Source organism: Marinobacter sp. SS5-14b (assembly GCF_030541005.1).
Classification (GTDB): Bacteria; Pseudomonadota; Gammaproteobacteria; order Pseudomonadales; family Oleiphilaceae; genus Marinobacter.
Map to the genome: position 1 here is coordinate 621243 of NZ_JASSVM010000001.1, position 22418 is coordinate 643660.

Consider the following 22418-nt stretch of genomic DNA (forward strand, 5'->3'; position numbering starts at 1 on the left):
ACTACCGGGAGGCCGCAGGTGATCAAGGATCCGAGAATTACCAGATTCCGCAAATTGCTGGCAGAAGCTCAGAACTACGAGCAGTGGAAAGCCGCCGCGCTGGAGCTGGACTTTCTCGAGGGCAGTGCGGAATGGAAGGAAGATTTTGCCTCAGACCTTTATCACTATGAGCTGATTTACGATCGGCTCAGCAACCTCAAGCAGTACCGGCAGCAAAACGATTTTGAACGCCTGAAGCGGGCCCTGCGCGAGGGTTTGCACCACGATCTGGGGAATATGGGTAACCCGGCGCTGTACACCCGCTCACGGGTGGGCACCAAGCACCTGATCGAAGAATACATCACGCAGGTTTGCGAATCGCTCGATTTCCTTTGCGACCACCCGGTTTCCGGCTTTCCGGTTTACGACAAGCTGCAATTCTTCCGGGACACGCTGACCAGCTACGGCCGGCCAACACTGTTGCTCAGTGGGGGAGCGGGGCTGGGCATGTTCCACTTCGGTGTGATCAAAGCTCTGTGGGAAAAAGGGCTGCTGCCGCAGGTGATTGCAGGCTCCAGCGTCGGGGCGATTATTGCGGGCATTCTGGGGGTGCACACCGATGCCGAGATTCCCGATATGCTGGTTCCTGAAAACCACAACCTGAACGCCTGGAAGTGGCGGGGCCTGCTCAGCGCCATGCGTGGTGACGGGTTAATGGATCAGTCGGTGCTCAAGCAGTGTTTGCGTGAAAATATTGGCGAGTATACCTTCGAGGAGGCCTACCAGCGTACCGGTCGTAGCATCAATATCAGCGTTTCGCCGGTGCAGGCGCACCAGAAAGCCCGTTTGTTGTGCGGTTACACCTCACCCTACCTGATGGTGTGGAGTGCGGCACTCGCCAGTGCGGCCGTGCCGGGCGTCTTCCCGCCGGTGACGCTGATGAAAAAGGATCTGTACGGTAACACCTTGCCCTATATGCCCAGGCTGAAGTTCGTGGATGGCTCTGTGGTGAGTGATCTGCCGATAGAGCGACTGATGCATCTGTACGATGTCAATTTTACCATCGTCAGCCAGACCAACCCTCACGTCATACCGTTTCTGAGCGACCGTGGCCATGATGAGAAGCTCTCCCTGGCGCGCCTGCCAATGCACCTGTTGAAATCCGAAGTGTTGTTTCACGGCCAGGGCGTGTTTGACTATCTGCGCAAGCGAGTTCGGCCGGAGCTGCTCAGGCAGGTCTCTGGTCAGCTGCATACCATTATGGCGCAGCGCTATTCCGGGGATGTTACCATTGCACCGGATTACTCGATTCGCCACTACCGGCATATGCTGTCGAATCCCAGCCCGGAGTATGTGCGCGAGATGATTCTCCAGGGCGAAAGGGCCACCTGGCCAAAGATCTCCATGATCCGATCTCACGCCCGCATATCGAAAACCCTGGAGCGCTGTGTTCGCCGGCTCAAACAGCAAAACCGGCGTGCCGCGGAACTGAAACTGGTCAGCGGTGCCGACTCGGCCAGGCCCTGAGGAAACATGTACTACGACTTTTTTGGCTTTCGGGAACCGCCGTTCTCCATTGCTCCGGATCCGCGCTACCTTTACCTGAGTGATCGCCACAAGGAAGCCCTCGCACATCTGATGTACGGCGTTCAGGGGCAGGGTGGTTTCATCGTGATTACCGGAGAGGTGGGCACGGGTAAAACTACGGTGTGTCGGTGCTTCATTGAAAACGCACCCGAACACGTAGATATCGCACTGATCCTGAATCCCCGGCTTTCCGCCCGGGAGTTACTGTCTGCTGTCTGTGACGAGCTGGAAATTCCCCACGCGCCGGATGCCTCCATCAAGGTTCTGGTGGATGCCATCAACCAGGATTTGCTGAAAGCCCATGCGGCCGGCCGTCACAAGGTATTGATCATTGATGAAGCCCAGAACCTGTCAGCGGAGGTGCTTGAACAACTTCGCTTGTTGACCAACCTGGAAACCGCAGAGAAAAAGCTGCTGCAGATTGTGCTTCTGGGCCAGCCCGAGTTGCAGGACATTCTGGCGTTGCCGGAACTGCGTCAGCTCAACCAGCGCGTTACCGCCCGCTACCACCTGGATGCCATCGACAATACGGAACTGCCGGCTTATCTGCAGTACCGGGTCGGCGTTGCCGGGTTACGGGGAGATTTGTTCACGCCTGGCGCCATTCGCAAACTGTATAAAGCCAGCCACGGCGTGCCGAGGTTGATCAACCTGATCAGCGACCGGGCGTTACTGGGCGCTTACGCCGAGGGTGAGCATCAGATATCGGCACTGCACATCAAACGTGCTGCCCGGGAGGTTACCGGTGATTTGCAGGCGGGTTCCAGGAAGTCTCGGCAGTTCGGTGTCAAGGCAGGCTATCTGGGGTTGTTCGTGGCCGTTTTGCTGGTTTCGGTGTTGGCTACGGTCTGGGTTCTGGGTCGCCCGGGCTCTGCGATGCCAGTGATGGCGGATGATAACAGCGGTCTGCCCGCCGCCGGTGTCATTGAGCGTACGGCTGAGCCGGTGGTTGCTGCAGGCGGCGAGCCGGCGGCGGTCATTGGGCCGAAGCTGGCAGCGACAACGCCGTTTTCCCTCACTGAACACACGCTCACCCAGGTGCAGGCCTATGGCGAGCTGTTCCAGATCTGGGGCAAGTCGTGGAACCCGGCTACGTCCCCCTACGCCTGTGAGCACGCAGCCACGGTTGGGCTGGGCTGTTTGCAGCGTCAGGGCACCCGAAGAAGTATGGAGTTCCTGAATCGCCCGGCGATTCTTGTTGTGCAGGACAGCCGTGGTCGGGAAACGCAGCTGGTACTGGAATCTCTGGAAGGGGAGGTTGCGAGCTTGAGAACGCCCCGGGGCGTGGTGAACGTGCCCTTTCGGGAAATCGAGCCGCACTGGTTTGGCGAGTTCCGTGTGTTGTGGCGGGTGCCTGAATACAAAACCGGTGATGGCTTTTACGGTGATGCTTCCGGAGAGCAGCTCTGGATGGGCTCCAGAATGATGGAGCTGGCCGAACGGCTTGCTGACCATTCATCGGAAGCCGCACGGGTCAAACGGCTTGATATGGAACAGCAGGTTCGCTGGTATCAAGAACTGCGTGGCCTGACCGTAGACGGCATACCGGGTGCGATGACCATCATCCAGATGAATAATGACCTGGCGGTGAATGTGCCCCGGCTGGTGAAGACGTCGACAGCCGGAAGCAGGTAGGTTATGTCGTACATACTTGATGCATTGAGAAAATCCGAAACAGAGCGGCGCCAGGGTAAAGCGCCGGATCTTGGTCAGCAGGTGCAGATGGTGTACCGGCCAAAGAAGAAGCCGGTACCGGCGGTAGTCTGGGTTGCTCTTGCGCTGTTGGTCAATGCCGGTGTTGTGGCCTATGTCATGTGGCCGGTCCGGCAAGCTCAGGCTCCGCTTGAAACCCGACAGCCGGTGGCGGAGCCGCAGCCGCAGCAGGCACCCAGTGAAGCCGCGGCTGTTGCGCGGCCCGAGCCCGAAGTAATAACACCCGGCCCAGGCGTGCCCGATGAGGCGGCGCAGGCTTTGCCAGCCTCCGGCTCCGAGGAGCCTCTGTACGAGCAGCCCGTCGTGATTGTGCCCAGCCAGACTGCGCCAAGAGATACCGCAGCCCCGGTGCAATCCCAGCCCCAGGGCAGGGTGCCACATCTGGTAGAATTGCCCCTTTCGTTTCAAAAGAGTGTTCCTGATTTGACCTTCAACAGCCATATTTACTCCTCAGACCCCTCGGCAAGCCGGGTGATGATCAATAATCGCTACCTCAGTGCCGGCCAGAGTTTCGGCCAGTTGACGGTGGAACGCATCACACAAGATGGCGTGGTTCTGAGTAAAAATGGCCAGCGATTCCGGGTCGGGATAGTGCGTGACTGGGTGAGCCCCCGGTAATGGCGCTGACGGACGAGGTAAAACAGCAGATACAGAAGGCGTACCGGGATGTGCTGGCCGGCAAGGGCGTGCGTGCCCGCTACGGCCAACGCCTGATGATTGCGGAAATTGCCCGCTACATGGGTGAGATTACCGATAATGACGGCCAGCGCACCTCTCCACCCGCAGCCTGCGTGGTAGAGGCCGGTACGGGTACGGGAAAAACACTCGCCTATTTGATTGCAGCCATTCCAGTGGCCAAAGCCCTTGGTAAAACCCTGGTGATTTCCACTGCAACTGTCGCGCTGCAGGATCAGATTGTGCTGAAAGATCTGCCGGATCTGCGTAAGCACAGCAAACTGGATTTTAACTGGACGCTTGCCAAAGGGCGTGGCCGCTATCTGTGCATGTCACGTCTGGAAGCGCGGCTGCATGACGAAGGCCACGGCGACAGCGATACCATGCCGCTGTTTCTCCTGGATAAGCCGGTTGACGATGAGGCGACCAGCCGGGCGATGTTTGAGAAAATGCTGGGTACCTATGGCTCCCGGGAATGGGACGGTGACCGGGACCACTGGCCGGAGCAGATACCTGATGAGATCTGGCGCCAGGTCACCACGGATCACAGGCAATGCACCAACCGCCATTGTGCCTACTTTGACAGTTGTGCCTTTTTCGAGGCCCGCAAAGATCTGGACGATGCCGATATCGTTGTCGCCAACCATGACCTGGTGCTGGCTGATCTTGCTTTGGGAGGAGGCGCGATCCTGCCCGAACCCGAGAACGCCCTGTTTATCTTTGACGAAGCACATCACCTGCCGGATAAGGCACTGAACCATTTCGCGGCATCGGTACCTCTGAACTCAACCCGCCAGTGGTTGAAACAGCTCTCCCAGGCGTTGGTCAAAATGCAGCCCTGGTTGCCGGGTGGGTCCCAGGCGGCAAAAGCGGTCGAAAAAATCAGCCTGTCAGGCCGTGATCTCGATCTTGCGCTGAGTAAAGTTTACGAAGACGTTGAGCAGAATACCGGCTGGGACTTCAACGAAGAGCGGCGCAGTGCTCAGTGGCGTTATCCGGAGGGCGAGCTGCCGGAGAGCCTGGCCGAACTGGCGGCTGAAACCCGAATTGTCACCGCTGGCCTGTGCCGACTACTGGGTACTCTGGTCGAGGAGTTACAGAGCGCCTTTGATGAGCGCAAGGACCCCGAACTGGATCGTGACACCGCCGATTCCTGGTACCCGGTGGTCGGTGCCTTTCACAGCCGGGCAGAAGAGCAGCTGCGTTTGTGGACGGCGTGGTGTGAACCCGGGCTTCCCGCCAAGTCCGAACAAGAGGGCAACACCGAGCCTGTGTCCCGGAAAGGTCCCCCGGCGGCCCGATGGGCGGTGCGTCAACGCTGGGAGCACGCTGAGGACATCACTCTGTTCAGCTCCCCGGTACTGGCGGATAACCTGCTGTACTCGCGTTTGTGGTCCCGGGTTTACGGTGCCGTGCTGACCAGTGCCACCCTGACCGCACTTGGGCGGTTTGACCGCCTTCGGTCCCGGGCGGGGCTGCCGGAGGCCAGTCGCTATCTGGTGGTGCCCAGTTCGTTCCGTTATGCGGACATGGCCACTGTGGAAGTGCCGGCGATGGCCGCCATGCCCTCAGACGACGGCTTCGGGGATGCCTTGATCGAAAGACTTCCTGGCTTGTGGGCCGGTGAAATAGCCACCCTGGTGTTGTTTACCTCCCGCCGGCAGATGCAGCTGGTACGTGACGCGCTGGCTCCCGACTACCCGGAGTTGATACTGACACAGGATGACATGGCGAAGAATGAGGTGTTGCGCACCCATTGCAGCCGGGTTGATGCGGGCCGGCCGAGTGTTCTGTTCGGCGTCGCCAGCTTTGCCGAGGGTATCGATCTGCCCGGTAAGTATCTGCACCACGTGGTGATCACCCGCTTGCCCTTCTCGGTGCCGGACGATCCCATTGAGGCCAGTCTGGCGGAGTGGGTGACCCAGCGCGGGGGTAATCCGTTTATGGAAATAACGGTGCCGGATGCCTCGGTGAAGCTGGTGCAGGCGGTGGGCAGGCTGCTGAGAACGGAGGAAGACACCGGCAGGGTGACCATTCTGGATCGTCGTATTGTTGCCCGCCGTTATGGCCAGCTGCTGCTGGATGCACTGCCGCCGTTCCGAAGACTCATCGAACATTGATCCTGGCCCAAAAAAAAGAGCCAGCCCCAGAGGGGTGGCTCTTGTAGAAAGGGTTCTAATCGAACCCGGGCGTCGAAACAACGCGGAACAAGAAGTCTGAAGGCCTGAATTTCAGAATTCGCGTAAGGCGTTAACCTCACGATGGTTAAATAATAGGGCTTAAGGGGGCGTAAGCGGATCGTCCAAAGGGCGTAGAGGGAAGGCTTAATTCAGGAAAAATGAGACCGCCGTCACATTTATGGTCAGTCTGCCAGCAGCCCAAGCTCCCGGGCCCTTGCCAGAGCCTCGGTTCGGCGACCCACGCCCAGCTTGCCATAGAGATTACGAATGTGGGCTTTCACCGTGGCGGGCGCAACCGACATCTGCGCGGCAATATCTTTGTTCGCCAGCCCCTGATTAATCAGTTGCAACACTTCCTGCTCCCTGAGGCTCAGGGGTTCCAGCAAAGTATCTGCTTCAGGAGCGTTCGTTTTTTCAACCAAGGCGTCGGGCGTAGGTGCGGCAACAGCGACCTTTGGGTTCGGGTTTCCGGCTCGCTTGTGCCTTAACATCGTCAGAAGCTCACGATTCCAGCGGCCGGGGGTTCTGAGCCGGGGCAAATCGAGCAGTGTGTCCCGGATGGCTTCGCTTTCCTCGGCAAACAAACGCAGGAAACCGGCGCTCTCGGCTTTGTCCAGAGCCCGCTCCAGCATGGCTGCGGATTCGTCACAACGATCTTCCGCGGCAAGTGCTTCGGCATAAACCAGCAAAATCTCAACCAGATGACGGTTATGGGCGTTGCGCTCAGCGACAGGAATCAGCGCTGAGAGCGTATCCTGAGCCTGCCGATAGTGCCCGTTGGCCATCTGCACTCTGGCCAGGGCAATCTGGTTCTGTTCGCGGTTCAACGGATTGGTTGCCGGTTGTTCAAGCTCTGGCTGCAGGCTGTGCATCGCTTTGCCCTGGTGGCCCGTGGCCAGATAACAACGCGCAAGCAAAGCTGAAACAGCCGGTGGCTCGAAGACAATATGTTCCCGCCGCTTGCGGCCCACGGCGACAGCATCTTCCAGTGCTTCGATAGCTTCCTCGTACCGCCCCTCGCTGAAGGCCAGATGTCCCCGCACATACTGGATTACGACATGCTGGCCGGGCTCTGTGCCATTTTCGACATGCTCAAGTAAGGGGGAGAGGTAACCGGCGGCAACCTCTGGCTCATTTCGCTCCCGGTAAATCTGTGTAAGAGCCGAATTCTGCCAGCAGGAAATCAACCGGGGTTGGCTGGGATCGGAATAGTGTTCATCCACCCAGCGCCGAATTCGCGTCGTGGTTTCCAGCGCCAGCTCGGTGTCGCCCCGGTTGTACTGAATCCACGACAGCAGCCCGCCCGACGACAGTACGGTACTTGGCTTGCGTTCAATCTGGCCATAATGAACCGCGGTTTCCAGGGCTTCCTGGGCTTCGTTCAGTTCGCCTTTGCCAAAATAATCCAGGCCCAGGCCGTAGTAGGTTACCGATTTCAGTGGGATCTGAATCTGGTCAATGTCTTTGAGAACCTGGCGCGTCAGATCTGAGGCATTCTTTTCATCGTTTCGGGTGCGAGCCAGGTAGGAGCGGACAAGGGACAGTTCGCTGTGTATCGCCAGGGCACCCTCGGCATCCGGGTGGGAGTCTGCTACGCGACGATCCAGCAGATCCTCTACTTCGGTGAGCAGTGGCTCAAGCCCGTCGACACGGTTGGCAAAGTACAGGCCCCAGATCCGCAGCATCATCAATTGGGGGCTTTCCTGAACACGGTCTGCAGGAATGGCGTTCAGCCACTCCAGAACCGGCAGATGAAAGCCCCCGTGGATCAGGTGATTGCCATGCTCAGCCAGCACCCGCGCCAGTTTGTCGGTCTCTTTGCTGCTGACGATCTGTGCAATGGCTTCCTGCAAATGGCCGTGTTTCAGCAGCCAGTCAATGGTTCTGGACTGAAGTACTGCTGCCCTGTCGGGGTCAAGGGTGCGCATGCGCTGCAGCAGTGCTTCCCGGAACAGATCGTGATAGCGGAACCACTCATTGCGATTGTCCAGTGGGATCAGAAACAGGTTCTGGGCCAGCAGGGTAGTGAGCATGTCCTGACTGTCTTCCCGCTCGCGTATCGAATTGCACAGGGAGGCGCAAAGCCGAGGGCAGCAGGCGGTCTCCAGCAGGAATCCGGTCAGCTCATCCGGTAATTGCTGAAGCACTTCCGTCAGTACGTAGTCGCTGATCAGTTTGCCTTCAGGCGCTACGGGATGTGTCAGCGTGCTCTGACCCTGTTGCCCGGCAACGGTTTTGCCTGACAGGGCCGATAACTGCATGGCTGCGACCCAACCCTCGGTGCGCCGGCATATGGCGCGGATTTCCTGTTCCGGCAGATCCATCGCCATGGTTTCCCGGAAAAACGATCGACATTCGTCTTCTGAAAACGCGAGCAGGCCCGGGTGCACATCCTGTACCTGCCGTCGAACACGCCATCGGGCCAGAGGCAAAGGGGGCTCAGTACGGGAGGCGAGGGTTACCAGCATGCCGGGCGGCAGATAATCCATAAACCAGGCCAGTTGCCGGTGAATGGTGTCGTTGGCGATAACATGGTAGTCATCCAGAACCAGGAACCAGGGCGAGCCTTCTTCCGTAAGCGCGTTGATCAGGCTGGTGATGGCTGCGGTCAGGTCATCACCCGCTTCCCGGGAAAGATGTTTTTTTGCATCCTCAAGGCCCATCAACCCGGAATGTTCAAACGCCCCGATCAGGTACTGCCAGAATTGCCGGGGCTGGTCATCGTGTTCGTCAAGTGACAACCAGGCTGTGCGGGTACTGTTGCGCGCGCACCATTGGCTAACCAGCGTGGTTTTGCCGAAGCCGGCCGGAGCAATCACCAGGTTGAGCCGTTTGCTTGCTTCTGGCTCAAGCAACGTATCCAGTCGTTCGCGCCGGACCGCTCGCGGGTCGGGGGAGGGCCTGAGGAATTTTGTGGTTAACAGCATGGTTTCACAGATTCGGAGCAATATAGATAAGCGATTGTGTGCTTTGTCACGCTCAAGTCAAGGGCTGTGGTGACGCAACGCTTTGGCCTGGCAGCGAAAGCAAGGATTTGGTCTACACTGATTACATATATCGATGTATGCCCTAAAAGAATGAAAATTACGTTTTTTATGCGTATTATCCGGCTATAGGCTTACTCAGGGAGCGACAGATTTAATGAAACTACAACAGCTGCGTTATATCTGGGAAGTTGCGCACCATGATCTTAACGTGTCCGCTACTGCCCAGAGCCTTTTTACCTCTCAGCCGGGGATCTCCAAACAGATTCGTTTGCTGGAAGATGAGCTTGGGCTGGAGGTGTTCGCCCGAAGTGGCAAGCACCTGACCCGTATTACCCCCGGCGGAGAAATCATTATTCGCGAAGCGGGCGAAATTCTGCGTCGGGTGGAAGGTATCAAGAAGATCGCTCAGGAATTCAGCAACCAGCGCAAGGGCGACCTGAGCATTGCGACAACCCACACTCAGGCACGCTATGCGTTGCCCCCGGTGATTCAGGGCTTTATTGAGGAATACCCGGACGTTTCCCTACACATGCACCAGGGTACGCCCATGCAGATTTCGGAAATGGCGGCGAACGGTGCTGTCGACTTCGCCATTGCAACGGAAGGCATGGATCTGTTCAATGATCTGATCATGATGCCTTGTTATAAATGGAACCGCTGTGTGGTGGTCCCGAAAGATCACCCTTTGGCCAAGGGCCAGCCCCTGACGCTGGAAGAGCTGGCCGAGTACCAGCTGGTCACGTATGTGTTTGGCTTCACTGGCCGCTCCAAGTTGGATGAAGCGTTCCAGTCCCGTGGGTTGACGCCGAAAGTGGTGTTTACCGCAGCCGATGCGGATGTCATCAAAACCTACGTCAGGCTGGGCCTGGGTGTCGGGATCATTGCCAGCATGGCTTATGACCCGAAAGTCGATACAGACCTTGTTGCGTTGGATGCCAGCAAGCTGTTCCGGGCCTCGGTGACGAGGCTTGGCTTCCGTAAAGGAACCTTCCTGCGGGGTTACATGTACGACTTTATGCGCCGGTTTGCTCCACACCTGACCAAGGAAATGGTTGATCGGGTGGTGGCGCATCAGGGCAGCCGCAGTGAGATTCAGGCGTTGTTCAAGGATATCGAACTGCCAACTTACTGAGTCCGCCTACAGAAAAGCCCGCCGTCAGCGATGACAGGCGGGCTTTTTACCTTCTGAACCGGTCAACCGGATTTGCCAATCAGGTTTCCGGCATGCAAACCACATTCTTTGTGGGTAGCTTCTTCCCACCACCAGCGGCCTTCGCGTTCATGCTGACCTGGCAGAACCGGCCGGGTGCAAGGCTGGCAGCCAATGCTGATAAAGCCTTGCTCATGGAGCTTGTTGTATGGCGCTTCCGACATTCGGATGTAATCCCAGACGTCCTTTGAGCTCCAGTTGGCCAGCGGATTGAACTTTACCAGGGTGTGGTCAGCGCCTGAGAAGGCGGAATCGACCTGAACAACCGGCACGTCGTTGCGGGTGCCAGGGCTTTGATCCCGCCGCTGGCCGGTAATCCAGGCATCCACGGTGGCCAGTTTCTTCCGAAGCGGCGCAACCTTTCGTATGCCACAGCATTCGGAATGACCGTCTTCGTAAAAGCTGAATAGGCCCTTTTGATTGACCAGATTTTGCACGGCCTCGGATTCCGGAAACAGCACTTCTATGGTGATACCGTAATGCTGGCGGACTTTCTCAATGAATTCGTAGGTTTCCGGGTGCAGCCTTCCGGTATCCAGGGTGAACACCCGCAGGTTGTCCGTCAGCTTGTGGGCCAGCTCGATCAGCACAACGTCTTCAGCACCGCTGAACGAAATGGCAATGTTGTCATACTTCGCCAGGGCCGCCTTGATAATGGCTCGGGGGCTTTGGCCATCCAGTTCAGTGCGCAGGGCATCAATATCAGTCATGTTGTTCCAGTATGGCTTGTCTATTTACCGGTAGGCTAACACCAAATTGTTCATAACCTGAAGGAATGACCAACTATATGTTTATGCCTCGTTGGCTGGAATTACTGGGGGATTCACGATGCATTCCCGCGCGGTTTTTCATATCATACGCGGCAGATCATCCGGCCACTTGTTGCGCCGTTACCATTTTACAGTTATCAGGAGACCGTTGTGGAACTCGCATGTCTTGACCTTGAGGGCGTATTGATCCCGGAAATCTGGATCGCATTTGCAGAAAAAACCGGCATTGAAGAGCTCAAGGCGACCACCCGGGATATTCCTGACTACGACGTGCTGATGAAGCAGCGCCTGCGCATTCTGGATGAGCATGGCTACGGTTTGCCGGAAATACAGGAAGTGATTGGCACCCTGGACCCGCTGCCTGGCGCCCGAGAGTTTCTGGACTGGCTGCGTGAGCGTTTTCAGGTGGTTATCCTGTCTGACACTTTCTATGAATTCGCCATGCCGCTGATGAAGAAACTGGGCTACCCGGCCTTGCTGTGTCACAAGCTTGAAGTGGCCGAAAACGGCCAGATCACCAACTACCTGCTGCGCCAACGCGACCCCAAGCGCCAGTCTGTCCGCGCGTTCCAGTTGCTGAACTACCGTGTGATTGCGGCCGGTGATTCCTATAACGACACCACCATGCTGGGCCAGGCCGAAGCCGGTATACTGTTCCACGCGCCCCAGAACGTGATCGATGAATTCCCGCAGTTCCCGGCGGTGCACACCTTTGATGACCTGAGGCAGGAATTCCTGAAAGCCAGCGCCATTCACAGCGTCTGATTTTTAGGCTTTCCGGTCTGTGCCGCTGCTCTAAATCCAGCGGCACAGACTACACCTTCAGCTGCTCCAGAAAGTCCATCAGCGGCTTTACCTTGGTCAGGGTTTCCTGATACTCCGCTTCGGGATCCGAATCCGCCACAATCCCACCGCCACCCCAGCACCGAATGCTGCCGTCCGCCTCGCAGAGCAGGGTGCGAATGGCGATATTGCTATCCAGCCGACCATCCAGCCCGTAATAGAATACCGACCCGCAATAGGGTCCGCGCCAGTGGGGTTCCAGTTCGTTGATAATCTCCATGGCCCGGATTTTCGGGGCGCCGGTAATGGACCCTCCCGGGAAAGCGTCAAACAGGGCTTGTAGCGGGCTTACATCCGGTTTCAATTGGGCGCGGATGTGGCTTACCAGATGGTGAACGTTCTCATAGGATTCCAGTGCAAAAAGCGCCTCAACCTGAACCGAGCCGGGCTTGGCGTTAACGCTGAGATCGTTTCGAAGCAGGTCAACGATCATCAGGTTTTCCGCGCGGTCTTTCTCTGATCCCAGCAATTCATCAGCCAGTGCAGAATCCTGCTCCGGATTCATGCCCCGGCGCCGGGTGCCCTTGATGGGGCTAGTGCGGATCTCACCATTGCGGATATCCAGAAAACGCTCCGGAGAGACTGACATAACGGCGCGGCCTTCGAACTTGAGGAAGGCTGCGTAGGGTGTGGGGTTGGCCCGGGTTAATGCCGTGAAGGCCTCCCATGGTTCCCCTTTAAAGTGACCTTCAAACGCCTGAGACAGGTTCGCCTGATAACAATCGCCAGCCTGAATATACTCCCGGACCTGTTCTACTTTGTGTCGAAACGAGTCTGCCGTCTGAGTGGCGCGAAACGTGGCGTCGATTGTCCAGGCGCCAGAAGAGGTTGTTTCGGTGTCCTCGAGCCAGTCAATCAATTGCTGCTGTTGTGGCTCAGGAAGTTTTGGGTGTACCCACAAAAAACACTTGCCCGACGCCAGATCTTCACTGGCAAACCATAAGTAGAGCCCGGCGAACAGCAGCGGATAGGGCAGTTCATTCACGAGACGGTGCAGGCGGGGCTCGCGGGCATAACCGAACTCATAGGCGATGTGGCCAACCCAGCCGCCGACCAGTGGGAAAGTTGGTTCTGCCAGGTTAGGTTGAGAAAGCTGGTATGGCGCGCCGAGTGTTTCCATGGCCTTGGCCAGCCGGGTGGTGTCCAGCCCATTGTTCGCCGTGGCCCGGATGTCCATGCGCTCTGTGGCGTTGCTGGAAAATCCCCGCGCACCGCCGCGGCTGCCAGCGTTTGCCCGGCTGCCCAGAAATACAAAGTCCTGCTGAGCTGAGGCATGGCCGCAAAGCCGGGCGTACTGGTCTCTGGAAAGGGGCTGGCAGAGGGGAAGGGCCAAGGTACCTCCGTTAAAAATTGGAAGAATGATAAACACTGCACAAAATGAACGTTGTCCGTTCGGGCCACGCACTGATCTAATAGTTGGTCCTTAGTGATCGGGCCGGCCGGTATTTTAACCGCTTTTACGCCCGTGAGCCGGAAATTCGCACAACAATAATGGAAGTAATCCTATGTTCAGAATCAGAAAGCACGCACTGGCGGCTACCTTCACTCTGTTTGCACTGGGGGCTTCGGTTTCGTTTGCCCAGGGATTACCGAAGGATGGCCAGCTGGCTGACGGGGAAATTTCCAAAGACGAACTGGCTGTTATCCTGGCCACCGCCCAACAGCAGTTGATTCGTCTGTCTGATGAGGCAACGGCTGAGTATGAGGCCGTCATTCGCGATGCCGAGCCCAATATGCCGGCCGCCTGGATGTTGATGAAAGACGGTGAAACCGTCAAGCGTATCAATATGGACAGTCAGGCCGAGGGTATTCCGGCGGCCTCACGAATCGTCATGTATCGTGCTGCGCTGAAATCGGTGGCCAGAAAGGGCGAAATCAATGCGGCTGCGATTCTCTATACCGGGCGGTTGAACGAAGAAACCGACACCGAGGTACTGGTGATTGAACACGAGCACCGACTGGGTGTATCCGGTAACAAAGTTATTGGTTATGAGGTTGAGGGCAGTGATATTTCCTGGGCCGAGCCGGTCACCCAAAAGAAGCGGTTTCAATGGTTTTATGATGCCAAAGAGGATGATTCCTGAGCAAAATGCGAACTCTTCGATGTTTGTTTCCAAATGTAAGGCTTAGGTAAGAGATTGTGAATGGGGTCACGGATTAGGACTGTAAAACAATCTTAAATGGAGGTGTGGGGTAACACGCTCCACACCAATAAAAAACTCGCACAAGAATAAAATGAGTTTCACAAGGAGAATAAAATGAAAGGCCTGAAAAAAATTGCTCTGGTAACTGCTATTGCTGCTGCTCCGTTTGCAGCTCACGCTGACCTGAAAGCCATGGACGACAGCGCCATGGGTAACATCACCGGTCAGGCTGGTGTGACCATCGAACTGGAAACCCAGGTTAGCATCGGCACCTTCACCTACACGGACGAAGGTTCCTTCAATGTTAACAACATTCAGATTGGTGGTTCCGGCGTTGCTGGCGGTACTGGCACCAACCTGTTGGACGACTTGGCAATCGATATCGACGTTGAAGCTGACGGCGACGCGTTTATCCACGTTAGGTCACTTTCCGGCGCTCCGATCGACTGGGGTATGACCGCAGGATCAATGGAGCTGGTTGCTGCTGACGGTAGCCAAAGCACTACTCTGGTTTCCAACCTGAGCGGCTATGGTAACCTGGCCCAGCTGGACATTCGTGTTGATACCGCGACTGACCAACTGCAGCTGGACGTTGCGTTCAACGTTGTAGACATGGACTTCGACGTTGAATTCCTCGGCGTTGGTATCCGCGACATGGCCATCATGGGTGGTACGTTCTTTGAGCAGTCTGGCAACCCAATGACTGATAACTTCGCTGTGGCCGACGTAGATGTATACAAAGGCAACGGTCTTGGTACTTCTACCGCGACTGACGTTCTGCGCATCGACATCAACGACATCACCATGGATATGAACATCGGTGCTATCGAGATCGGCGGAACCTCTATCGGTTCGGTTGCTCTGAATAACCTGACCATCTCCAACACCAAGCTGGCAGTCTACGGTAAGTAATCTTATCTGATTGCTAAACTGGTGATAAAACGCCCCGCTCTGCGGGGCGTTTTTTTGTCTGCCTGAAACTCAGGCAAAAAAACGGCAACCCGAGATGGTTGCCGTTTTTTATGACAGGGCCTGGATAGCTGCTTTAGCGGTCCGGTACCTGAATAGACATATCAAACCCACCACCAGGCCTTGGGGTCAGGGTAATAGGGCCTTCGTTGATGGCCTCGGGAATCTGGATGCGGTCGATGCCCGGTGGGTTGCCGATGCTGAAGTTCAGGTTCTGCCCGTCAAAACCAATGCCCAGCTGATCGTTCAGGAACGTCTGGGTGAAGGGTTCGTCCGGAATTTCTGGCCGCTGACCAAAGATCAGTGGCAGAGTGCGCGGCGTAAAATCCGCCGGCGGCTGAACCCGTGCTAGCTCATCGATGGGCAGCAGCAGTGCCTTGCGGACGAACTCTTCCTCAGCATCGGTGAGCGCATCTTTTCTGCCGTCTTCCAGGTATCGCTGCAGTGCCTCGCGGTAGGCTTCTTCTTCCGCTTCCGTGATCACCGGCTCACCAGGCGAAATGGTCAGCGCCCGAATGATTTTGTCACGGTCGGCATCCGACTTTTGCTGAGCCCTCGGCACAACGATAACCGCCGAATCTTCAACGTAGGTTTCAACCATTTCATCGGAGCTCATGGTTTGAACGCCGGCCCAGGTGGGGCTGGCCAATGTAGCCGCGATGGTGGCTGCAAGCAGTGATGGGCGTGTCATGGCATTGCCTCTTGCGTTACCGTTTCAGTTCAGAGGCGCGGCTGAGACTACATTATTCAGTCAATACGCTTCCTTATCGGAGTATTCGGTTTGTCTGACAGTTTTTCAACCAGAAAGTGCCCCGGGTGTGATCAGAATCCGCAGTTGAACAGTAAAGTTTTATAACGGGTGGCAAACTGTGGTTTGATGCGTCGCAGCAACGGATGAACTTTTCATGGAAACAATGGCCTGATGGGCATGCTCAAACAGAAGATATCAAGCAGGTGGCAGCGTTGGATTAACCGGCGCATTCCGAGGTCTGACACCCAGGCGTTCAGCCAGAGAAACATTTTTATCGTGCCAACGGGCGCGGGCGTGGTGTTCGGGGTGTTGTTGCTGATCATGCTGATCACCGGGATTAACTATCAGAACAGCCTTATTTATCTGATGACATTTGCGCTGGGTGCGGTGTTTGTAGGGGCAATGCATCAAACTCACCGGAATTTGTCAGGCCTGACTCTGGCACTGATCCGTGCTGGCGAGGGCACTGCGGGCGACGACGTTCCTTTCTATCTGAGGCTCAGTGCCGGCAAAGACACGTCGGTGGCGATCTCGTTGTCAGTTGAGGACTCCCGCCTTGATGGTGTTCACATTCGGGCAGGTGCCGCCAGCGATTTGGTGTTGCCGATACCTTCTGCACATCGGGGCTATTTGAGGCCTGACAGGATTCGCATCGAAACCCGTTTTCCGTTCGGTTTGTTAAAGGCCTGGTCCTGGTTGCGCCTGTCATCGGCCGGAATCGCTTATCCGCGTCCTCTGGTTGCTCCGGAGGCAGGCAGTCTGGTGGATGACGGCTCAGAATCGCGCGCGGCCCAGCCCAGAGTTGGGCAAGACAATGCCGATCTGCGCCCCTGGAGAGAGGGTGACTTGAGCCAGCGAGTGATGTGGAAGCGCTTTGCACGCTCAGGTCAGATGGTGGTGGCCGATTGGCAGGGAGAGCAGGGTAGTCCCCATTGGCTTGATTTCAATTCGTTTCCGGGTGCCGATGCGGAACTCCGTTTGAGCTACCTGGCCTGGTTGGTGGCAGATCGTGTACAGAAAGGCGCGAAGTTTGGCTTGAACCTGCCGGGCGAAGTAATTGATCCGGATTCCGGTGCTGCCCATGGCGAACGCTGCCTGCGGGCATTGGCTGTTTGGGGTGAACAGCCGCCGCGAGAGCACGATGCCTTGCCATTCGGTACGCGTCAGACGTTGGACGTACAGCCTGCGGGGAAACGGGTATGAGCCTGCTTGCGCGTTTTTCCCGAAGCAATTCGGATGCCGCTGAAGGTCCGACACAGGCCATTCCTTCCGGGGCTTTGTTGTGGTTGATTGGCAGCTTTGCGTTATTACTGCTACCCCAGTGGGATCGGTTGCCCTGGTGGCTGATTGCAGCCTGTGTGGTGCTGGCGGCCTGGCGCTGGATAGCCCAGCAAGGCCGGGTGCGGCTGCCGGGGCGCTGGCTGAAAACCGGTATCATGCTGGTCATGATTGCGGTCTATGTGGCGACCGTGCAGGGGCGGTTTACGGTGGATACCGCTGCGTCCTTTTTCGTGCTGGCGGTTGGCCTGAAATGGCTGGAAACCCGTTCCGCCCGTGACTTCTATGTTCTGTTTTTTATTCTGGTCTACCTTGCCGCGGTGAACTTCCTGTTCCAGCAGGACATTCTCTGGGCGTTGCTGACCTTCGGGGCCATTGGCTGTTTGTTGGTTGGCGTGCAGATTCTCAATGCGCCGGACCTTCCGGGAAGCCTGAAGGCCGGATGGAAGCGCCTTGGGCTTCTGATGCTGAAAACCCTTCCGGTGGTGGTTCTGCTGTTTGTGTTTTTCCCCCGAATGGCTCCGCTCTGGAGTGTGCCGCTGGTTTCAGGCCAGGCCCGTAGTGGGATTTCAGACACCATGCGACCCGGGGATATCTCCAATCTTGTCCAAAGCAGTGAACGGGCCTTCCGGGTGACGTTTGGGGGTGCAACCCCGGAATACCGGGACCGTTATTGGCGCGGCCTTATTCTCGACTACCTGGATGGTGAAACCTGGCGCCAAAGGGATGACGAGCCGTTTCAGCGCTTGGGTCGCGTGGCGACCGATGGCGGCGTCGGGCCGCTGGCGGACAACGAATACGATGTTTTGATGGAGCCTACCGATAAGCGCTGGGCGTTTGCCCTGGATAATTCGGTTGCGGCGTCTGACAACGTATTCCGTGCAGGGGAAGATCTCTTTCGGTTTAGCCGGCCGGCCGACAGCCCGGTCCGCTACCGGCTTGCGCTTGCCATGGATTCGGCGCCTTCGAGTCCGGTGCTTGCGCCGGCTCAGCGATACCGGTACTTACAATTGCCGCAGGGCGGTAACCCGAGGACCCGGGAACTGGCCGCCGATATGGCCGCGAGCCAGTCACCGGTGGAATTGGTGAACAATCTGATGCGCCGGTTCCGGGAACAGGAGTATTTTTACACGTTGAGGCCTCCTGCCATGCCGGAGGACGGAGTAGACGCACTGCTGTTTGACGAGAAGCGGGGCTTCTGCGCCCACTATGCTGGAGCGGCCACTTTTCTGTTCCGTGCCGCGGGTATTCCGTCTCGTATTGTGGTGGGATATCAGGGCGGGGATGCGGGTGCCGGCGGTGAATACCTGATTGTTCGTCAGTATGATGCCCACGCCTGGGTGGAGGTTTGGCTTGAAGGCCGGGGTTGGGTCCGGATTGATCCCACGGCGGCGATCGCACCGAGCCGTATCGAATCCGGCCTTCGGGACGCGATGGCAGAGGAAGGTTCATTTCTCGAGAACGATTTGACGTCACCGCAACGCTATGGCGATTTTGCGGCACTGCAGTGGGCATCGCTGCAGCTGGATCGCATAAATTACCAGTGGCAGCGCTGGGTGGTGGGCTATCAGGGCCAGAGCCAGATGGATCTAATGTCGCGGCTGCCGGGCGGCATTGGCATGAGAGAGCTGGGTTACATTACGGCGGGCGTGGTCGGTCTGGCGCTGTTGATTGCGGGCGTTGTCTCGGGTCTGGCGCTGCGCAAAGGCACGCGACAAGATGCTTTTGGCCGGGTGATGTTTGCCTGGCACCGCCTATGTGAACAGGCCGGGGTTCCGGTTCGAAGTGGTGAAACGCCCATGGTGTTGGCCGAACGGATGGCCGACGCCCGCCCGGTGGTGGCTGAAACCGCCAGGACCTTTGCCCGTGCGGTTAACAGCCATTACTATAGTTCCGCATCTGCCAGGCAGAATGCGGCAGACTCACAGCGCCTCAAGCGGTTGCTGAAAACCATGAAGCGTCAACTTCGGCGCTACGGAAAACCGGTATCACGAGCACCCCGAGATGACTGATATAGCACAGGACATGCCCTGGCTTGCCAAAGCCTGGGGCGCGGTTCAGCACCGGCTGGCGCAGGATCGCTTGCCCCATGCCTTGCTGGTGGTTGGGGAGCGCGGAGTAGGGAAACGGGATTGGGCCATGGCGGTTGGCGGGTTACTGCTGTGTGAAGCGCCGGTAGGTCTTGGCGAAAGTGCGCCAATGGCCTGTGGCCACTGCAAACAGTGTGAGCTTCTGGCGGCAGGCACCCATCCCGATTTGCGGGTGTATGCGCCGGAAAAGTCCCGCATGGTGAAAGTTGACCAGATTCGAGCGTTATCCACATTTGCAGTGGCTTCACCGCAGGTGGCCCATCACAAGGTGGCCATCGTTGACCGGGCCGATCAGCTCAACATCAACGCCGCCAACGCATTGCTGAAAACCCTGGAAGAGCCCCAACCCGACGTTACGTTGCTGCTATTGCAGGAAAGTGGTCGCCCGATATTGCCGACCATCCGGTCCCGCTGTCAGGCGCTGACCATTCCGCTGCCTACTACCGAGCAGGCCGGCCAGTGGCTGGCGTCCCGGGTAGCGGAGCTGGAGGACGGCGCTCGTCCGGACACCAATGTCCTGGCGAAAAGCCTGATGCTGGCCGGTAACGCTCCTCGCCTGGCACTGGAGTATGCCACCGGCGACTTCCTGTCTCTGCGCGACGAAGCCTTTGATGCCTTTCGTCAGTTTATGAAAGGGCAGGTGGGCGTTGGTGAGGCGGCCAAAAAATTCAAGGCTCTTGGACTGGAAGATACACTCTGGCTGTTCGAATGCTGGGCTGCCGATCTCGCCCGGTGCAGCGCCGGGGGTGAGGTGTCAGATCCCGAAGCGGCCGACATGCTGGGCTATCTTGCGCGCAGCAATCCACCCTGGCGCGCCCATGAGCTTCTGGACAAAGTGAAAGAGAGCCGAAGCGCGGCGGTCTACAATGCCAGCCCGGAACTGGAAGCAAGCCAGCTTTTGATTGCCTGGCGTGAACTGATGCCTGTTAAGCGCAAGGCAAGCTGAGCTTTGTGCAAGATCAGCTGCTATGATTGTGAAATGTCGGGGAATTCTTGGCGAATCCCAACACGAAATGACGTCACGGAACTTTTAGCATTCAAAGGTGTTTGATATGGGGCCCGGATTCGGAGCACGCAGCGGTATTCTCACCCTGACCATCAAGGACAAAGCGGTGCTTTATGCCGCCTACATGCCTTATATTCGTCAGGGCGGTTTGTTTATCCCGACCCAGAAACAATACCAGCTGGGCGACGAGGTGTTTCTGTTGCTCAACCTGATGGATGAACCCGAGAAAATACCGGTCGCGGGAAAAGTGGTCTGGATCACCCCGAAGGGTGCCCAGGGTAACCGGGCAGCGGGTATCGGAGTTCAGTTCAACGGCGATGACGAAACCGCCCGTACAAAAATTGAATCGTATCTGGCTGGATCTCTGAGCTCGGACCGCCCAACGCACACCATGTAGGACCCACCTCGAATGAATAACACAGCGGTACCCGGCAGTGGGCACGTCGTTCCGGCCGGTTGCCGGGAGGCTCGCTGGCCGCTTGAAAACCTCTCCCTGGCCGGGCTGACCTGGCGAACCAGGGCCGAGGCCGAAACCCGCGCTCCGGTGATTATGGTGCATGGCTGGCTGGACAATGCCATGACCTTCACCCGGTTGGCGCCGGAGTTGTCTGAATTCACCAATGTTCATGCCATCGATATGGCGGGCCACGGGCATTCAGGCCACCGCCCGCCCGGTTACGGCTATTGGCTGATGGATTACGTGGCCGACCTCTGTGAGCTGATTGAGCGGCATTTCTCCGAAGCTGAGCAGCATCCGCTGGATCTGGTGGGCCATTCACTGGGCGGTATCGTATGTGCGCTATATGCTGCGGCTTTTCCGGAGCGGGTTCGGCGCCTGGTCATGATAGACAGTCTGGGTGCCCTCAGTCGCCCTGCCAAAGAGACTATTCCCCAGTTACGGCGAGCGTTGCAAAAAAAACGGAACGGATCCGCTTCGCCAGCGGTCTATCCGGATGTGGCGACCGCGGCAAAGATCCGCGAAGGAGGCCTTAGCCCGTTAAGTGCGGAGGCCGCGGCAACCTTGGTGCCGAGAAGTATGCGCCGGCAGGGGAGCGGTTTCGTATGGCAATCGGATGCGCGCTTGCGCCATCCCACTGCACTGATGATGACGGAGGAGCAGGTTCAGGCTTCGCTGGCTGCCCTTCAAACACCTACGCTGTTTGTGCGGGCCCGGCAGGGGTTGCTGGCCAGTGCGCGTGGGCTGGACGGCCGCGCAGACCTGATTCCCGACTTAACGATCGCGGATGTGCCGGGTGGTCATCATTGCCATCTGGATGGAGACACCTCGCCGGTATCTTCCGCCATAAAAAGGTTTCTTTTTAATGTTTGACCGAGTGAATGACTGTCTTCGCAAAGCCGTATTGACGGCGTTTCTGGCTGCGGTCTCCCTGCCATCCATGGCGTCTGAAGTGAGCAATGCCCCCGAGCCATTCCCCCAGTCCCGTCTTCAGTCATCCAAAGATATCGTGTCCTCGGGCCACCTGGTCCTGTTCAGTCCGATCCGGGAAATTCGCAATGAGATTCGCTCAGAAGTAATGGCCCGGTTGCCGGTCAATGGTCAGGGGCTGCTTTATGAAATTGAGCGTGACGCAAGCCGGGAAGCCGCGCGCAATCATTACCTTCGTGAATTACAGGTACGCGGTGCGCAGGTGTTGTTCGAGTGCTCCGGAGTCAGTTGTGGGCGCAGCAACGTCTGGGCAAATCAGGTTTTTGATCAGTCACGGATTCTGGGGCGCGATGCGGATCAGGATTACACGGTTGCCGCTGTGGTGGATGAGCGAGGGCAGCAATGGATAACGCTGGTGTATACCGTTACCCGGGGTAACCTGCGGGAGTATGTCTGGGTTGAGCACCTGCGCGTTGAGCAGGGCGCAAATATACCCGGATTTCAGCCATTAAGTGGCCGAATACTGGGGCCTGTGGTGGTGCCCTGGCAGGGCGGTGTAACCTTCCGCTTTGATTTCAGTGCGGATGACCGACGCCAGCTGCAGGCGTGGGCTGGCGATGAGGGAGCGGAAGTTGTTCTTGTGGCGTTTTCCGAGCTAAAGAACGGTGAGCCCCTCGATAGTGCGCTCAAGCGGTCGGAGCAGGCCGGGCAATCCCTGGCGGAAGTGCTGGGTAAAATCGGGGTTTCCCGAAACCGGATTCGTATCATGGCCATTGGCCCGGTTGTTCAGTCGGCCTCTCCTGTCCGTCAGGGCAATCGTGTGGAAGTTTTGGTTATCAAGAGGTAATG

The 22418-nt window shown here is 57.4% G+C and carries 18 protein-coding genes; 14 read left to right on the plus strand and 4 right to left on the minus strand.

Translation table 11 applies throughout. The annotated features are described in order from the left end of the window. Window positions 1–18: 18 nt before the first annotated feature. Genes QPL95_RS02875 through dinG form a run of 4 tightly spaced genes read left to right on the plus strand, consistent with a single transcriptional unit; the run spans window position 19 to window position 6074 of the window. Entirely contained in the window at window positions 19–1506 is a 1488-nt protein-coding gene (locus QPL95_RS02875; protein WP_303289489.1) for a DUF3336 domain-containing protein, read from the plus strand. A gap of 6 nt (window positions 1507–1512) precedes the next feature. Further along, window positions 1513–3201: an ExeA family protein gene (locus tag QPL95_RS02880; RefSeq protein WP_303289490.1), complete on the plus strand. Its 1689-nt coding sequence runs from the start codon at window positions 1513–1515 to the stop codon at window positions 3199–3201. Window positions 3202–3204: 3 nt separating this feature from the next. After that, complete coding sequence (locus QPL95_RS02885) at window positions 3205–3897, plus strand: general secretion pathway protein GspB (RefSeq protein WP_303289491.1); 693 nt, start codon at window positions 3205–3207, stop codon at window positions 3895–3897. Beyond that, window positions 3897–6074 carry an ATP-dependent DNA helicase DinG gene (gene dinG, locus QPL95_RS02890; RefSeq protein WP_303289492.1) on the plus strand — a complete coding sequence of 726 codons (2178 nt, stop codon included), beginning with the start codon at window positions 3897–3899 and terminating at the stop codon, window positions 6072–6074. Before QPL95_RS02885 ends, dinG begins: the two co-directional genes overlap by 1 nt. 242 nt (window positions 6075–6316) lie before the next feature. Here the strand turns inward: dinG and QPL95_RS02895 are convergent, their stop codons facing one another. Further along, window positions 6317–9061: a LuxR C-terminal-related transcriptional regulator gene (locus QPL95_RS02895; protein WP_303289493.1), complete on the minus strand. Its 2745-nt coding sequence runs from the start codon at window positions 9059–9061 to the stop codon at window positions 6317–6319. A gap of 214 nt (window positions 9062–9275) precedes the next feature. Between QPL95_RS02895 and cysB the strand changes: the two genes are divergently transcribed. After that, window positions 9276–10253 (plus strand): HTH-type transcriptional regulator CysB, encoded by a 978-nt coding sequence (gene cysB / locus QPL95_RS02900; protein ID WP_303289494.1) that lies wholly within the window; start codon window positions 9276–9278, stop codon window positions 10251–10253. 62 nt (window positions 10254–10315) lie between these two features. On the opposite strand, the gene QPL95_RS02905 is transcribed toward cysB, so the two are convergent. Beyond that, on the minus strand, window positions 10316–11041 hold the full coding sequence (locus QPL95_RS02905; RefSeq protein ID WP_303289495.1) for a phosphoadenylyl-sulfate reductase: 726 nt from the start codon (window positions 11039–11041) through the stop codon (window positions 10316–10318). A gap of 210 nt (window positions 11042–11251) precedes the next feature. On the opposite strand from QPL95_RS02905, the gene thrH reads away from it, so the two are divergent. Continuing rightward, on the plus strand, window positions 11252–11866 hold the full coding sequence (gene thrH / locus QPL95_RS02910) for a bifunctional phosphoserine phosphatase/homoserine phosphotransferase ThrH (protein WP_303289496.1): 615 nt from the start codon (window positions 11252–11254) through the stop codon (window positions 11864–11866). A gap of 49 nt (window positions 11867–11915) precedes the next feature. Here the strand turns inward: thrH and pabB are convergent, their stop codons facing one another. Next, window positions 11916–13277 carry an aminodeoxychorismate synthase component I gene (gene pabB, locus QPL95_RS02915; protein ID WP_303289497.1) on the minus strand — a complete coding sequence of 454 codons (1362 nt, stop codon included), beginning with the start codon at window positions 13275–13277 and terminating at the stop codon, window positions 11916–11918. Between the two features lie 172 nt (window positions 13278–13449). On the opposite strand from pabB, the gene QPL95_RS02920 reads away from it, so the two are divergent. Both QPL95_RS02920 and QPL95_RS02925 read left to right on the plus strand, forming a co-directional pair. Continuing rightward, window positions 13450–14028 (plus strand): hypothetical protein, encoded by a 579-nt coding sequence (locus tag QPL95_RS02920; RefSeq protein ID WP_303289498.1) that lies wholly within the window; start codon window positions 13450–13452, stop codon window positions 14026–14028. A gap of 174 nt (window positions 14029–14202) precedes the next feature. After that, window positions 14203–15000, plus strand: a complete 798-nt coding sequence (locus QPL95_RS02925; RefSeq protein WP_303289499.1) for a DUF6160 family protein — start codon at window positions 14203–14205, stop codon at window positions 14998–15000. 133 nt (window positions 15001–15133) lie between these two features. On the opposite strand, the gene QPL95_RS02930 is transcribed toward QPL95_RS02925, so the two are convergent. Further along, window positions 15134–15748 (minus strand): hypothetical protein, encoded by a 615-nt coding sequence (locus tag QPL95_RS02930; RefSeq protein ID WP_303289500.1) that lies wholly within the window; start codon window positions 15746–15748, stop codon window positions 15134–15136. Between the two features lie 237 nt (window positions 15749–15985). Here QPL95_RS02930 and QPL95_RS02935 point away from each other — a divergent pair, with 237 nt between their 5' ends. The 6 genes from QPL95_RS02935 to QPL95_RS02960 all read left to right on the plus strand — a co-directional run bounded on the left by QPL95_RS02935 (window position 15986) and on the right by QPL95_RS02960 (window position 22416). Beyond that, window positions 15986–17011, plus strand: a complete 1026-nt coding sequence (locus QPL95_RS02935) for a DUF58 domain-containing protein (RefSeq protein ID WP_303289725.1) — start codon at window positions 15986–15988, stop codon at window positions 17009–17011. Further along, window positions 17008–19098 (plus strand): DUF3488 and DUF4129 domain-containing transglutaminase family protein, encoded by a 2091-nt coding sequence (locus QPL95_RS02940; RefSeq protein ID WP_303289501.1) that lies wholly within the window; start codon window positions 17008–17010, stop codon window positions 19096–19098. The genes QPL95_RS02935 and QPL95_RS02940 overlap by 4 nt, the downstream gene beginning before the upstream one ends. Next, window positions 19091–20122: a DNA polymerase III subunit delta' gene (locus tag QPL95_RS02945; protein ID WP_303289502.1), complete on the plus strand. Its 1032-nt coding sequence runs from the start codon at window positions 19091–19093 to the stop codon at window positions 20120–20122. The genes QPL95_RS02940 and QPL95_RS02945 overlap by 8 nt, the downstream gene beginning before the upstream one ends. 106 nt (window positions 20123–20228) lie before the next feature. Continuing rightward, window positions 20229–20579 carry a PilZ domain-containing protein gene (locus tag QPL95_RS02950; protein WP_114333655.1) on the plus strand — a complete coding sequence of 117 codons (351 nt, stop codon included), beginning with the start codon at window positions 20229–20231 and terminating at the stop codon, window positions 20577–20579. A gap of 12 nt (window positions 20580–20591) precedes the next feature. Continuing rightward, window positions 20592–21512: an alpha/beta fold hydrolase gene (locus QPL95_RS02955; protein ID WP_303289503.1), complete on the plus strand. Its 921-nt coding sequence runs from the start codon at window positions 20592–20594 to the stop codon at window positions 21510–21512. Next, window positions 21505–22416 carry a DUF4892 domain-containing protein gene (locus QPL95_RS02960; protein ID WP_303289504.1) on the plus strand — a complete coding sequence of 304 codons (912 nt, stop codon included), beginning with the start codon at window positions 21505–21507 and terminating at the stop codon, window positions 22414–22416. Before QPL95_RS02955 ends, QPL95_RS02960 begins: the two co-directional genes overlap by 8 nt. Window positions 22417–22418: the final 2 nt, after the last annotated feature.

Coding starts and splice junctions, on each gene's coding strand:
- QPL95_RS02880 (WP_303289490.1), top strand. CDS start 1,513: ATGTACTACGACTTTTTTGGCTTTCGGGAACCGCCGTTCTCCATTGCT.
- QPL95_RS02885 (WP_303289491.1), top strand. CDS start 3,205: ATGTCGTACATACTTGATGCATTGAGAAAATCCGAAACAGAGCGGCGC.
- dinG (WP_303289492.1), top strand. CDS start 3,897: ATGGCGCTGACGGACGAGGTAAAACAGCAGATACAGAAGGCGTACCGG.
- QPL95_RS02895 (WP_303289493.1), bottom strand. CDS start 9,061: ATGCTGTTAACCACAAAATTCCTCAGGCCCTCCCCCGACCCGCGAGCG.
- cysB (WP_303289494.1), top strand. CDS start 9,276: ATGAAACTACAACAGCTGCGTTATATCTGGGAAGTTGCGCACCATGAT.
- QPL95_RS02905 (WP_303289495.1), bottom strand. CDS start 11,041: ATGACTGATATTGATGCCCTGCGCACTGAACTGGATGGCCAAAGCCCC.
- QPL95_RS02920 (WP_303289498.1), top strand. CDS start 13,450: ATGTTCAGAATCAGAAAGCACGCACTGGCGGCTACCTTCACTCTGTTT.
- QPL95_RS02925 (WP_303289499.1), top strand. CDS start 14,203: ATGAAAGGCCTGAAAAAAATTGCTCTGGTAACTGCTATTGCTGCTGCT.
- QPL95_RS02930 (WP_303289500.1), bottom strand. CDS start 15,748: ATGACACGCCCATCACTGCTTGCAGCCACCATCGCGGCTACATTGGCC.
- QPL95_RS02935 (WP_303289725.1), top strand. CDS start 15,986: ATGCTCAAACAGAAGATATCAAGCAGGTGGCAGCGTTGGATTAACCGG.
- QPL95_RS02940 (WP_303289501.1), top strand. CDS start 17,008: ATGAGCCTGCTTGCGCGTTTTTCCCGAAGCAATTCGGATGCCGCTGAA.
- QPL95_RS02945 (WP_303289502.1), top strand. CDS start 19,091: ATGACTGATATAGCACAGGACATGCCCTGGCTTGCCAAAGCCTGGGGC.
- QPL95_RS02950 (WP_114333655.1), top strand. CDS start 20,229: ATGGGGCCCGGATTCGGAGCACGCAGCGGTATTCTCACCCTGACCATC.
- QPL95_RS02955 (WP_303289503.1), top strand. CDS start 20,592: ATGAATAACACAGCGGTACCCGGCAGTGGGCACGTCGTTCCGGCCGGT.
- QPL95_RS02960 (WP_303289504.1), top strand. CDS start 21,505: ATGTTTGACCGAGTGAATGACTGTCTTCGCAAAGCCGTATTGACGGCG.